Raw genomic sequence first — 12,403 nt, 5'->3', positions numbered from 1 at the left:
TAATAGGTACCGCTTTGGACGCTGAAATCACCACGAGTTTAAACGGTAGGTAATGTTAAACTGGCTTTAATCTGGTATCGAAGAATAGAAATCAATATGACGAACAATATCAATCATGAAGACATTTATCTCGCAGGCGGTTGCCTATGGGGAGTACAAGAGTTTATTCAATACTTGCCGGGTGTGATCGCAACCGAAGCAGGCCGCGCCAATGGCAATAGCAACACGACTCAATCCGACTACGATGGCTATGCAGAATGCGTTCGCACAACCTTTGATCCTAGTGTTGTGAGCATTGAACAGATCTTAGAGGGGTTATTTGAAATCATTGACCCGTACAGTTTAAATAAGCAAGGCCAAGATGTGGGAGAAAAGTATCGCACCGGCATTTATAGCAAGGAATCTCATCATTTAGATGCAACGATTGAATATATCCAACAGCGTGCTGACAGCGACAAAATCGTAGTCGAAGTATTGCCTTTAACTAACTATGTCGCCAGTGATGAAGAGCACCAACATAGACTCAGCCTACACCCAGAAGATCATCACTTATGCCATATACCGTGGAACTTATTACATAAATACAAAAATGACTAAACCTAGGAACTAGGAACTAGGAACCAATATTCCCTTATTCCCCCATCACCGCGATTCGTTGATCTTTGCATTCATATGATGCCATTTCAAACTCTCGACAAATCCACGGGCGGTTTTCATAAATGGTACACATATAGGTTTCGCGATCTAGTGCCGAACACCAACCATCATCCAAGCGGAGCATGGTTTCTCCACCCCACTGATCATACGAAATATGCTCTTCTGGAACACCGGTTTCACTAATGATCATCACTTCTAAGCGACAACAACAAGCTTGGCAGTTTGAACAGGTGATTTCAGGAATAGTGATATCTTTGATTGGAATAGTCATTCAGATCTTAATTGGAGGCAATGTGGGGATTGTACGCGAAATTCATAACTAAGTAACTTGAGTATAAAAATAAAAAATCTGAGCTCAACACTACCGGTTCCTCTTCGTCAGTTAAGAAAAGCTAATCCTCTAACGCTTCCAACTTGGTACTGTCACCGTGAAACTTCTCACGCAGTTTTTTTGAATAATGGGATATAAGGCTAAGAACAATAATGTACCGGAAAGTAGCATGTAAAATAACGACTTATTTATAACAATTTCGCTGTAAACCTATCACTCGATAAAGACGGTGAAAAGTCGCTTGAACACTACAGTTCTAGCTGTTACTTTCTTTCCATTATTCTTGAATACGGTTTTTCCTTTTGAAAGCAGTTCTGTCAATTATTTTCATTGTCATCACCTTATCGTCTCCCAAACTCTTGGCCACTGAAATTGCTATCGGCATACAAGCCACAATAAATAGTATTGATATTCAAAATCCAACAGATAGTGAAAAAAACATTGCCCGCATGACCAGCGACATAATGTATTATCCAACAGTATCGATCTTGTCGGACGCGTACTACTTTTACAAAGACTCGAACGTTGGCATTCAATTACAATTTGATTGGAGTATATTCAAAGCTGATAAGCAAGAAGTTAGCGGAAATGACACCGATCTTGATTTAGGAACATCGATATCGGGCTACGCCCTATCGAGTGTACCACTTATCTTTTACCACTTTAACCGACACAACCGTAATGAATGGAATGTAAAGCTAGGGACAGGGTTGGGGCTTGGGTACTTAAAGCTCAAAGGGGATTACCAGATCACGGATATAAAACATCCCGATTACGGACAGAAAAAAGAAGCAAGTATGGATAAAATAGGGCTTTCAGTCGGTGTCTACCTAGAAGCAAGTAAAAAAAATCATATTCTCTCGATTTACAACTTTAGCCCTGTCACTCAAAGTGGTCATTCACGATTCGAAGAATATAATTTTTTCTTATCTTATAAGTATCGCATTAACATTGTTGATATCCTCCCTTAACTCATTCGCTAAGAGATTCCCATTACATACACAAGCCCACTCAAGTAGGCTTGTGTATTGTGCTAGCACAACGACAACTAAGCAAAAAATAGAACGGATATTTGTTAGACAATAACGATTTAATGAATAGCTTTTAGTCAAAAGGATGAAACAGGCTCAAAAAACCTGCCTTATTATAACATTCTTACTGTGTGAGTCTTTGATTGGCACTACTCGGCAACCAAAATGAAATGAGAGTCGTTAACGCTAAGAAAGTGAATGATACCCACAAGCAAGCGGCAAACCCCCAAGTTTGGAATACCCAGCCAGATAGGATGGTCCCGATTAAGCGCCCCATCGCATTGGCCATGTAGTAGAAACCAACGTCTAAAGAAACGCCATCTCCTTTGGCATAACTGACAATTAAATAAGAATGTAGCGACGAGTTTATGGCGAATACTGTGCCAAATATCATCAAACCAATCACAATCACCAGCTCAGGGTTCCATTGCATTTGTACACTATAAGCAATCACGCCTGTTATTGCGGAAAGGACCAAAGCCCATACAATCGCTGATTTTCCATCTGGAACTTGGCCTGATTTTGCTCCAGTGATCTTAGGTGCGAAGCCTTGAACAAAACCATAACCTATCACCCACAGCGCTAGAAATCCGCCAACAGAACTATAATCCCAGCCAAACACACTTCCTAAGTAAATCGGCAGCGCGATAACAAACCAAACGTCACGTGCACCGAATAAAAACATACGTGCTGCGGATAATACGTTAACGCTGTTAGATTTAGAAAAAATTTCCGAAAATTTAGGTTTGGTTTTCGCTTTACCTAAATCGGCTTTTAAAAAGATCAAGCTCATAATAAAAACGAAAAGCAACACGCCGGCCATAGCGGCAACTGCATATTGGAAACCGATCAAAGACAGTAAGGCACCACCGATAAAAAAACCGACACCTTTTAAGGCATTTTTAGAACCAGTAAGAATAGCGATCCACTTATATAATGCCCCCTGTGCATTTTCAGGCACTAAGGTTTTGATAGAACTTTTGGCACTCATTTTGTTCAAGTCTTTGGCAATACCCGATAAGGCTTGCGCGGCCATCACCCAAGGAATAGTTAGCCATACACTCGGTACCGCCAACATAGCCAAGGCGACTATCTGCATGCCGAGACCAATATTCATGGTTCGATTTAAACCCAGTCTTGCCCCTAACCAACCACCAATAAGGTTAGTGATAACACCAAAGAATTCATAAAACAAAAATAAAGAAGCAATCTCTAATGTGGAATACCCTAAATTATAGAAATACAACACAACCAACATACGCAATGCGCCATCGGTAATGGTGAAGTTCCAGTAATTAAAGGTCACCAACATATACTGACGGATATTTTGATTAATTTGAGACAGCATAATCATTCTCTTTAAAAAAAAGAGCCCCTAAAGAAGGCAGCTCTTTTGGTTTTATTAATTATAAAAATTAATTGATCAAACCAGCGTTAAATTAAGCAACAGATTTTGCAAACTGATTGATATAGTCAATTTGAATTTGTTTGGTAAAAGCGCCCGGTCTTAATGCTTGAACTTGAGAAATAATTTCAGGTAATTCCCAATCTTTTTCTAATAGCAGGTGAGCCGCTAATAAACCAGTACGGCCCGAACCACCCATGCAATGAAGCGCGACTTTTTCGCCGTTATTTATCGCTTTATGCAAAGAAGGAGCAAGGTGTTTCCAGCGGGCATGAAACGCATTATCTGGTGCACGATCATCTTCAATTGGCGCGTTAAACCATTGTAGACCGGCTTTTTCAACTTCTTCCGGTAACGGTTCAACACCCGCTTCTTGCATCTCTTTGACACTTAAAGCCGTAACCACAATGCTCACCCCTTGAGATTTAAGCTGCGCAATACTCTCAGCAAGATCAACACCTTTCGTTCCAGGACAAGGCGTTAATACTAGCCCCGAATTATCCACTTCAAGTGGTAGTAACCATGTTGGATGTGTCATAACAAACTTTTCCTTATGCTAGGCCGACTTTACGAACCAATTCTGCAGTACGTGTTGCGTACCCCATTTCATTGTCATACCAAGCGTAGATTTTTACCATGCGTTTGCCGACAACCATAGTAGACAAGGCATCAACAATCGTTGAACGTTGGTCGCCTTTATAATCAATAGAAACCAGTGGACGCGCTTCAAAACCTAGAATACCTTCTAGTTCATTTTCAGAGGCTTGTTTCAGTAGTTCATTGACTTCTTCAACTGTGGTATCACGCTCAACATCAAAAATAATGTCGGTTAGTGATGCGTTAGCCAATGGAACGCGAACCGCATGGCCGTCAATTTTTCCTGCTAAATCAGGGAAGATTTCAACGATGGCTTTTGCCGAGCCAGTAGTGGTTGGGATCAAGCTCATACCACAGGCGCGAGCACGACGAAGGTCTTTATGTGGTGCGTCCAAAATAGTTTGAGTATTGGTTAAATCATGAATCGTCGTGAAAGAGGATTGAGCGATGCCCAGTTTTTCATGGATCACTTTTACTACAGGCGCGATACAGTTAGTGGTACAAGACGCTGCCGTTACGATTTTATGGGTTGCTGGATCAAAAATATGATCATTCACACCAACAACAATATTCGCAATACCGTCTTCTTTTACAGGAGCTGAAACCACAACACGCTTAACACCTTGAGCTAAATATTGATTAAGAAATTCTGTTTTACGGTGAACACCAGTCGCTTCAATCACCACATCACAGCCAGACCAATCAACCGAATCAATAGCTTTTTCTTTTGTAGTTTGAATTGTCTTACCATTGATGACAATCGTATTGCCTTCGCTAGTTACTTCATGGTGCCAACGGCCTTGAACTGAATCAAATTCCAGTAAATGCGCAAGTGTTGCTGCATCTCCTGCCACATCATTAATTTGTACAAATTCAATTTCAGGCCAATCAAACGATGCTCTTAACGCTAAACGTCCAATACGACCAAATCCATTTATTCCTACTTTTATAGACATCTTATTTTCCTCTAAACACAGCACTCTGGACGTGATTCCATCTCAGATAAGCGCAAAATATCTTGTTGGTATGCTTTTTTTAGACAGTTAGATTCTGTTAATCCTTGAATTTGTTTTCTCATCCAACCTGGTAACTCGTTCGACAATCGGTAAAAAACCCATTGGCCTTGGCGAACATCAACCACCACTCCGCTTGAACGTAATAATGCTAAGTGACGAGATATTTTCGGCTGGCTTTCATTAAGAGCGAGCGTTAATTCCCCTACGCACACTTGTTTTTCACGAGCAATAATCAATAAACATCTCACACGAGTTTCGTCTGAAAGTAATTTAAAAAACTGATGAGGCAACATTGTTATACCCTTATATATGAATATGCGTATATACTATTAAATATGATATAGAAGTCAACAACTAATTCAAACACATTGAAAAGTCATGCAACAATGTTAAAACGAGAGACAAAAAAATTGACATTATCTTGCAGTGCTTTTGTTGCACTTTTATTGCAACTGACTTCCCAGTAAATATTCTTAAAATAAGCTTCCCGCCTTTTCTGGCAGCGGTACATTGCATAATTAATATCAACCACATAATCATAAGCCGGTTCAAGTTCGCTAATTGGATCAAGAAATGAGTAACCGAAGTAACCGAAGCGCTCTAATTCCCCCCCTTCAGATTCCAATTCATCGTCTGACACTTCAAACGAAATATCATACAAACTCGCCGATTGTTGATGTAAAAGATGTGCAGCAATTCGGGCCAAGCTTGAATCTGGGTAACTAATAAAATGCACACTTCGCTTATCCATACTTCCCTCTTTGTGAATATCTATCCGTAAAGATATATAGCACAAAAAATCATCTATACATATGCACATGCAGATATTTAAATGAAATGACATAAAACTGTCATAAATAATCGGTAGGGTAACAATCGAAACATAAATGACTAACAAATGGAGACAGTCATGAAACACACGTTATCAACAACTTTAGTTTTATCCTCACTATTAACAGTAAGCCATACTGTCAATGCTCGTGACCTAGTTAAAATCGATGGTTCAAGTACCGTTTTCCCTATCACTGAAGCAATGGCAGAAGAATTCCAAGTTGCTGAAAAAGGGAAAACAATGGTGACTGTCGGTATCTCTGGTACTGGCGGTGGTTTTAAAAAGTTTTGTCGTGGTGAAACGGATATTTCTAATGCTTCACGCCCAATTAAAGATTCTGAACGTAAACTTTGTGAAGAAAATGGCGTTGAATTTATCGAACTTCCAGCCGCTCTTGATGCGTTAACTGTTGTGATTAACCCTGAAAATGACTGGGTAAAACAACTGAATGTTGAAGACCTTAAAAAAGCATGGGAACCCGCTGCTCAAGGTAAGATTACTTCTTGGAAACAAATGAATCCAAACTTCCCAGACCGCCCATTAAAACTTTTTGGTCCAGGTACTGACTCAGGTACTTATGACTACTTCCTTGAAGCGGTTGTGGAAGGCAAATCAAGCCGTGGTGATTTCACTGCGACTGAAGATGACAACATCATTGTTCAAGGTGTCGCTAACGATGTAGAAGCATTAGGTTTCTTTGGTTTAGCTTACTTTGAAGAAAACAAAGACAAGCTAAAAGCTGCTCCTATTAGCTGGAAAGGTGGCGCAGCAGTTGAACCAAGTGTTGAGAATGCAAAAAATGCCACTTACCAACCACTATCTCGCCCAATCTTCATCTACGTAAGCAAAAAATCGGCTGATGAGAAAAAGCACGTCGAGCGTTTTGTTGAGTTCTACATGGATGAAAAAGAAGCGTCTAAGCTAGTAAGCGAAGTAGGTTATGTCCCACTTCCAGAAAAAGCTTACAAACTAGCTCAAGAGAACTTCAAAAAGCGCCGCACGGGTAGTGTATTTCACGGTGCAGAGGTTGGAGTTGGTATCGAAGAGTTGCTAGCTCGCACACCAAAATAATTCGTAATAAAAATCGTATATACCCAAGTAACTTCAAGATGTGAGTTTCAGCAAGAATAAAACAAGCTTTAGGCAAGGCAAATTGAATACGATCATAGTTATTCTATCTCTATTCAATTTAACGCAGGATAAAGCTTGTTTTAACTTGCCCATAGGGAGCTTCATCCAGACCTTTATACTGCGTCAGATTGGTTTGAAAGGTGGCTTACATTCCTTCGCCAATCTTCCTTGCCTAAAGGTCTGGATGATAGCTCTGAATTCTGCATCTTGAAGGTCACTTGGGTATAAGGGCAGTTTTCTGCCCTCTTTGTTGTATCGATTAGGTACTATCTATATGAATAAAACAAACTTAAGCCCAGATAGCATGATGATTTCAGAAGCGTTTCTGAAGCGTCGTGCTTTTTGGAATATCGTCAGCCGATATTTATTAATGGTAGCGGCGTTGACTTCTATCCTAGTCACAGTCGGCATTGTCTATGTATTGATCTCAGAATCCTTACCTTTTTTTGAACACGTCGCACTTTCTGATTTCTTAACCGACACCCAATGGACCCCAATGTTTGCTAATGCTCACTTTGGTGTGATGACATTAGTTTCTGCAACCTTAACCGTCGCAGGTATTGCATTATTAGTGGCAATTCCAGCTGGCATTGGTTTAGCCATTTACTTAAGTGAATACGCTAGTAACCAAGTAAGAGAAACGGTTAAACCCTTTTTAGAGTTGCTTGAAGGCATTCCAACGGTTGTTTACGGCTTCTTTGCTTTGCTATTTGTGACGCCTCTTTTACAAGCCATCATTCCTGGATTATCAGGTTTTAACTTACTAGCACCGGGGATTGTCATGGGAATTATGATCCTGCCTTACACCGCCTCAGTAAGTGAAGATGCGATGCGCTCCGTTCCTATGCATTTAAGAGAGGCTGGCTACGCGCTGGGCTATTCTCGCTTTAAAGTCGCGATGCACATCGTAATTCCAGCCGCATTATCAGGTATTACCGCCGCTTGTATTCTTGGTATGTCTCGCGCAGTAGGTGAAACCATGGTGGTCGCAATTGCTGCCGGACAAAACCCAAGATTTGGTTTCGACCCAACAGAAGGGGCGGCAACCATTACCTCTTTCATTGTACAGATGGCAATGGGTGATTTACCTCATGGCACGATCGCCTACCAATCCGTATTCGCTGCTGGTTTGGTGCTATTTCTCATCACCTTAATCTTCAACATCATTGGTTTTTATCTGCGTCGCAGATTTAGAGAGGTTTACTAATGGCCACTTCATCGCTTCCACTTGAGACAATTGTCAGTAAAAACAAACGAGACGATTTAATCATCGCATCCATTGGAATATTTATCCTCGTTGTCGCCATGTCTTTGTTGCTCAGTGTTTTTATTGACCTACTCCACACTGGTTTCCCGCGTTTGTTTGATCCAAGTTTTTACACCAACTTTCCTTCACGTCATCCAGAGCGTGCAGGTATTTTATCGGCATGGGTCGGTACTAGCTTAGTCATGTTAGTCACCGCTTGCATCTCGATTCCTTTAGGGGTTTCTGCTGGTATCTATTTGGAAGAATATGCACCTAAAAACTGGCTAACCAATATTATCGAAATCAATGTCAGTAACTTGGCTGGCGTGCCGTCTATCATTTACGGCCTACTCGCTTTAGGTTTGTTCATTTATGGCTTTGGCTTAGGTGAAAGTATTTTAACGGCGGGCCTAGTGTTGGCTTTATTGATTTTGCCAGTAATTATCGTTTCGACTCGTGAATCTATTCGCAGTATCCCACAAGAACTACGTGAAGCCGCTTATGGCTTAGGTGCCGATCAATGGCAGACAGTAAGAATGTACATCATTCCTGCTGCTCGCCCAGGCATATTAACTGGTACGATTGTTGGCTTAGCGCGTGCGATTGGTGAAGCTGCACCGGTTATTACCATTGGTGCATTAACCTTTATTGCTTTCTTACCTACCCCTCCAGTGCAAAGCCAATTCCCTTTCATTAATTTTGATTGGTTATCGAGCCCATTTACCTTAATGCCGATTCAGCTATTCAACTGGCTATCTCGCCCGCAAGCAGAATTCCATGTCAATGCAGCCACCACAGGTGTGGTACTGATTGCAATGACCGTCGCAATGAACGGAATTGCTATTTATATCCGCTATCGACTACGTCGTAACTTGAAGTGATAGGAAAAATATTATGACCACACAAACGATGACAGCGCCAACAAGCGACTTAGTTCAACCCAAAGAAGCCACTGTAGAGAGTAAAACCAAATCAACACACACTCTTTCAGACACATTACGCGCTGAAGTAAAAGACTTAAACTTCTGGTATGGCGGTAAAGTTCAAGCGTTAAACAGCATCAACCTACCGGTTGCCGATAAAAAGATCACTGCACTTATCGGCCCTTCTGGTTGTGGTAAAAGTACGTTATTGCGCAGCTTTAACCGTATGCATGACTTATACCCAGGTCATAAGTATCAAGGTGAAATCTTGCTGCATCCAAGCGGTAAAAACTTAATTGAAATGGATCCCGGTTTAGTGCGCTTAACCGTTGGTATGGTTTTCCAAAAACCTAACCCATTCCCGAAAAGTATTTACGAAAATGTTGTCGCAGGTCTTCGCATTCGAGGCATCACTAAAAAATCGGAACTGGATGAACGAGTGGAGTCCTCTTTACGTGGTGCAGCGCTTTGGGATGAAGTGAAAGATCGCTTACATACTTCGGCTTATGGCTTATCAGGTGGACAACAACAACGCTTATGTATTGCCCGTGCCCTAGCCCCTAAGCCTGATTTGTTATTACTTGATGAACCGACCTCGGCACTGGATCCAATCGCGACAGCAAAAATTGAAGATTTGCTCAGCGATTTACACAAAGAAACCACGGTCGTTATCGTGACACATAACATGCAACAGGCCGCACGTATTTCTCATTACACTGCTTATATGCACATGGGTGAAATGGTTGAGTTTGCTCCAACCGACAATTTATTCCGCTCACCACAAAAAGAGAAAACACGCGATTACATTACAGGACGATTTGGTTAGGAATACATTATGAGTGCCCATATATTTAAAAAGTTTGATCAAGATTTAGCTGAAATACAAGAAACCGTCAATCAATTGGCGAATAGTGTTCTTCAAGAGTTCGAGCAAGCACTTCAGGTCTTTGACATTCCTGATAAAGATCTTGCAAATGAAGTGATAGAGCAAGATAAATTTGCCAACCAGTGCTTAGCTTCTATTGAATTTTACGGTGAGAAAGTACTGTCTCGTCAGCATGTTGTCGCAGATGATTTGCGTTTTATTCTGTGCTCTATGCGCATGGCACCTCGTTTAGAGCGTATCGGTGATTATGCCAAATCAATGGCAATCAAATCGAGCCGTTTTAAACATGCCATCAGCTCTCAACGTAATGAAGAATTTCATAACATGCATACTCAACTCATGGATATGTTGAACAACGTTATTCAAGCCTACAATGATAAAAATTATTCACAAGCCGGCGTTGTTTGGAAAGGTGATGATGAGTTAGATAGCCAATATAAAGCGCTTTATACATCTTTATTAGAAGAGCTTGGCAATAGCAATACCGCACCAAAACAACAAGTTGAATTGTTATTTATCGCCAAAGGCTTAGAACGTGCTGGTGACCATATCAGTGATATCGCAAAAGATGTCCAGTTTATGGTGAAAGGTAAATAAACAAAGTAATTGGAGTGGTCACTTCAAGTGCCAAAGCTCTAAATATTAAGGGGTTACTCATCAAAGTGACCCCTTATTCTATCTGCTAATTAAATCAGGCGATGACGAAACTTAGATATTGAAAAGTTTAATCTGCCGACCCTCGTTCATCGACACAACATTCATCTTGCAAATAACCAATCACACTTTGTAGAACTTCATATTCCGCGACACAATATAAAACGGTGCCTTCACGTCTTTGAGTAATTAAGCCGGCTGAAATTAGCGCAGAGATATGATGAGAAAGCGTTGAGTTTGGAACCTCTAACTTTTCTTGAATTTTCCCTACCGCAATGCCTTGATAACCCGCCTTTACTACCGTGTTATAAATCATTAACCGTGTGGCATGCCCGAGTTCTTTCAACGTTTTTGCAATCGCTTCAATTTCCATCACTTCTTCGCCATAAATTAAATGTTTAAATAGTCAAAATCTATATACGCACATACGAAGGGTATATTAACCAAAAATAAAGTTATAAAGTAACCCAGCACCAATCGCCATGCTTAATATTACTGTTAAAAATGCCGCTATCATCTGATTTTTAAAGATAGATTTAAGCAAAATAACTTCCGTTAGACTCGCGCCTGCACTACCAATAATCAAGGCCATCACAGAACCTAACGCCATTCCCTTTTTCACTAATGCCGCACTTAATGGAATCACTGCTTCCGCACGAATATACAGAGGAATGCCTATCACAGCCGCAACAGGAATGGCATACCATTTATTGGCACCCGCATACTCCACGATAAATTCAGTTGGAATAAAGCCATAGATAAATGAACCAATCGCGATCCCCAAAATTAAATATGGCAACACTTGCTTAAAATCTTTCCAGGTTGATAACCATATTCTCATCCAACGGCTAAGCGGCTTAGCCTCGGGTAAGGTTTCTGCATTATTGGCAGAACAACAAGAGCTACTATTCGATGCAACTGCAACTTTGGGTTGAGGCTTAATACTTGCTTCTTCAATATTTGCTGTTTCAACTTTACTGCAACAGCTCGCTTCTTCTACCTTGGTAACTGGCTCAGGCTGTGAGCAACATGATGTTTTCGAACTTGCTTCAACAGATGAACAGCTGCTTTGTTGATTATTTGTGTTAGTCGCACATCCTGACGTTTCATGGGGTTGATACGCCTCTGGTTTGATATAACGCTCAAAGCCCAATTTTTCCAATAAGTAACCCGAAGCTATCGATACCGTCATCGCAACAGCAAAATAAAATACGGCCACTTGCCAACCAAAGGTAATAAAAAACAACCCGATAATCACAGGGTTTAGCAATGGGCTAGCAAATAGAAATACCATCATTGGCCCAAAACCAGCACGAGCACGTAGCAAACCTTTTAAAAATGGGATCGTCGAACAAGAACAAAATGGCGTAATAGAACCAAGCAATGCTGCAATGAAATACCCCTTCCCTTTACGAGAGCTCAATATCGCTTGAATTTTTTCAGGCGTCAGAAACGCTTGCAGCACACCAACCAAATAGCTGATAGCTAAAAAGAGCACGATTAGCTCAGCGGCTAAAAAGACAAACATATCTAAAGCATCATGCGCCATGTCAATAAATTCATTATTCACAGTCTTACCCTTTAATATTTCTAACATTCTAGAAATATAGTAATTGGGAAGATATTAATCAAGCACTATTTCCATAAACATCGAAATAATGAAAGTAAGAATCTGAGTTAGTAGGATAGTAATT

Annotated in this window: 15 protein-coding genes; 7 read left to right on the top strand and 8 right to left on the bottom strand. The window is 40.7% G+C overall.

Features of this window, described 5'->3' with window-relative positions:
• Nucleotides 1–96: 96 nt before the first annotated feature.
• Nucleotides 97–597 (top strand): peptide-methionine (S)-S-oxide reductase, encoded by a 501-nt coding sequence (locus tag ACE3G9_RS04925; protein WP_449218599.1) that lies wholly within the window; start codon nt 97–99, stop codon nt 595–597.
• 34 nt (nt 598–631) lie between these two features.
• Here the strand turns inward: ACE3G9_RS04925 and ACE3G9_RS04920 are convergent, their stop codons facing one another.
• Nucleotides 632–928, bottom strand: coding sequence for a YkgJ family cysteine cluster protein (locus tag ACE3G9_RS04920; protein WP_449218598.1), 297 nt, complete (start codon nt 926–928; stop codon nt 632–634).
• A gap of 362 nt (nt 929–1,290) precedes the next feature.
• Between ACE3G9_RS04920 and ACE3G9_RS04915 the strand changes: the two genes are divergently transcribed.
• Nucleotides 1,291–1,959 (top strand): hypothetical protein, encoded by a 669-nt coding sequence (locus ACE3G9_RS04915; RefSeq protein ID WP_449218597.1) that lies wholly within the window; start codon nt 1,291–1,293, stop codon nt 1,957–1,959.
• Between the two features lie 184 nt (nt 1,960–2,143).
• Here the strand turns inward: ACE3G9_RS04915 and arsJ are convergent, their stop codons facing one another.
• The 5 genes from arsJ to ACE3G9_RS04890 all read right to left on the bottom strand — a co-directional run bounded on the left by arsJ (nt 2,144) and on the right by ACE3G9_RS04890 (nt 5,788).
• Entirely contained in the window at nt 2,144–3,373 is a 1,230-nt protein-coding gene (arsJ, locus tag ACE3G9_RS04910; protein ID WP_417878726.1) for an organoarsenical effux MFS transporter ArsJ, read from the bottom strand.
• Between the two features lie 85 nt (nt 3,374–3,458).
• Entirely contained in the window at nt 3,459–3,962 is a 504-nt protein-coding gene (locus ACE3G9_RS04905) for a cyclin-dependent kinase inhibitor 3 family protein (RefSeq protein WP_449218596.1), read from the bottom strand.
• 13 nt (nt 3,963–3,975) lie between these two features.
• Nucleotides 3,976–4,977, bottom strand: a complete 1,002-nt coding sequence (locus tag ACE3G9_RS04900) for an ArsJ-associated glyceraldehyde-3-phosphate dehydrogenase (protein WP_417878724.1) — start codon at nt 4,975–4,977, stop codon at nt 3,976–3,978.
• An 11-nt stretch (nt 4,978–4,988) separates the two neighbouring features.
• On the bottom strand, nt 4,989–5,330 hold the full coding sequence (locus ACE3G9_RS04895) for a metalloregulator ArsR/SmtB family transcription factor (protein ID WP_449218595.1): 342 nt from the start codon (nt 5,328–5,330) through the stop codon (nt 4,989–4,991).
• 83 nt (nt 5,331–5,413) lie between these two features.
• Complete coding sequence (locus ACE3G9_RS04890; protein WP_417878722.1) at nt 5,414–5,788, bottom strand: hypothetical protein; 375 nt, start codon at nt 5,786–5,788, stop codon at nt 5,414–5,416.
• Between the two features lie 159 nt (nt 5,789–5,947).
• Here ACE3G9_RS04890 and ACE3G9_RS04885 point away from each other — a divergent pair, with 159 nt between their 5' ends.
• The 5 genes from ACE3G9_RS04885 (at nt 5,948) to phoU (ending at nt 10,652) form a co-directional block, all read left to right on the top strand.
• Nucleotides 5,948–6,940 carry a PstS family phosphate ABC transporter substrate-binding protein gene (locus ACE3G9_RS04885; protein WP_417878721.1) on the top strand — a complete coding sequence of 331 codons (993 nt, stop codon included), beginning with the start codon at nt 5,948–5,950 and terminating at the stop codon, nt 6,938–6,940.
• Between the two features lie 334 nt (nt 6,941–7,274).
• A complete protein-coding gene (gene pstC / locus ACE3G9_RS04880; protein WP_417878720.1) occupies nt 7,275–8,207 on the top strand; it encodes a phosphate ABC transporter permease subunit PstC in 933 nt (310 codons plus the stop codon).
• The gene (gene pstA, locus ACE3G9_RS04875) at nt 8,207–9,127 is read left to right on the top strand and encodes a phosphate ABC transporter permease PstA (protein WP_449218594.1); all 921 of its coding nucleotides are present in this window, start codon (nt 8,207–8,209) and stop codon (nt 9,125–9,127) included. Before pstC ends, pstA begins: the two co-directional genes overlap by 1 nt.
• Nucleotides 9,128–9,140: 13 nt before the next feature.
• A complete protein-coding gene (gene pstB / locus ACE3G9_RS04870; protein WP_449218593.1) occupies nt 9,141–9,995 on the top strand; it encodes a phosphate ABC transporter ATP-binding protein PstB in 855 nt (284 codons plus the stop codon).
• Nucleotides 9,996–10,004: 9 nt separating this feature from the next.
• The gene (gene phoU, locus ACE3G9_RS04865) at nt 10,005–10,652 is read left to right on the top strand and encodes a phosphate signaling complex protein PhoU (RefSeq protein ID WP_449218592.1); all 648 of its coding nucleotides are present in this window, start codon (nt 10,005–10,007) and stop codon (nt 10,650–10,652) included.
• 127 nt (nt 10,653–10,779) lie between these two features.
• On the opposite strand, the gene ACE3G9_RS04860 is transcribed toward phoU, so the two are convergent.
• Nucleotides 10,780–11,082 carry an ArsR/SmtB family transcription factor gene (locus ACE3G9_RS04860; protein ID WP_417879465.1) on the bottom strand — a complete coding sequence of 101 codons (303 nt, stop codon included), beginning with the start codon at nt 11,080–11,082 and terminating at the stop codon, nt 10,780–10,782.
• Between the two features lie 66 nt (nt 11,083–11,148).
• Nucleotides 11,149–12,279: a permease gene (locus tag ACE3G9_RS04855; RefSeq protein WP_417878716.1), complete on the bottom strand. Its 1,131-nt coding sequence runs from the start codon at nt 12,277–12,279 to the stop codon at nt 11,149–11,151.
• Nucleotides 12,280–12,403 lie beyond the last annotated feature (124 nt).

The sequence above is a fragment of the Vibrio sp. E150_018 genome, assembly GCF_053544035.1.
This window is presented reverse-complemented; position numbering and strand designations above follow the sequence as displayed.

Excerpts from the sequence above, each read along its gene's own strand:
- ACE3G9_RS04925 (WP_449218599.1), top strand. The coding sequence starts at position 97 with ATGACGAACAATATCAATCATGAAGACATTTATCTCGCAGGCGGTTGC.
- ACE3G9_RS04920 (WP_449218598.1), bottom strand. The coding sequence starts at position 928 with ATGACTATTCCAATCAAAGATATCACTATTCCTGAAATCACCTGTTCA.
- arsJ (WP_417878726.1), bottom strand. The coding sequence starts at position 3,373 with ATGATTATGCTGTCTCAAATTAATCAAAATATCCGTCAGTATATGTTG.
- ACE3G9_RS04905 (WP_449218596.1), bottom strand. The coding sequence starts at position 3,962 with ATGACACATCCAACATGGTTACTACCACTTGAAGTGGATAATTCGGGG.
- ACE3G9_RS04900 (WP_417878724.1), bottom strand. The coding sequence starts at position 4,977 with ATGTCTATAAAAGTAGGAATAAATGGATTTGGTCGTATTGGACGTTTA.
- ACE3G9_RS04895 (WP_449218595.1), bottom strand. The coding sequence starts at position 5,330 with ATGTTGCCTCATCAGTTTTTTAAATTACTTTCAGACGAAACTCGTGTG.
- ACE3G9_RS04890 (WP_417878722.1), bottom strand. The coding sequence starts at position 5,788 with ATGGATAAGCGAAGTGTGCATTTTATTAGTTACCCAGATTCAAGCTTG.
- ACE3G9_RS04885 (WP_417878721.1), top strand. The coding sequence starts at position 5,948 with ATGAAACACACGTTATCAACAACTTTAGTTTTATCCTCACTATTAACA.
- pstC (WP_417878720.1), top strand. The coding sequence starts at position 7,275 with ATGAATAAAACAAACTTAAGCCCAGATAGCATGATGATTTCAGAAGCG.
- pstA (WP_449218594.1), top strand. The coding sequence starts at position 8,207 with ATGGCCACTTCATCGCTTCCACTTGAGACAATTGTCAGTAAAAACAAA.
- pstB (WP_449218593.1), top strand. The coding sequence starts at position 9,141 with ATGACCACACAAACGATGACAGCGCCAACAAGCGACTTAGTTCAACCC.
- phoU (WP_449218592.1), top strand. The coding sequence starts at position 10,005 with ATGAGTGCCCATATATTTAAAAAGTTTGATCAAGATTTAGCTGAAATA.
- ACE3G9_RS04860 (WP_417879465.1), bottom strand. The coding sequence starts at position 11,082 with ATGGAAATTGAAGCGATTGCAAAAACGTTGAAAGAACTCGGGCATGCC.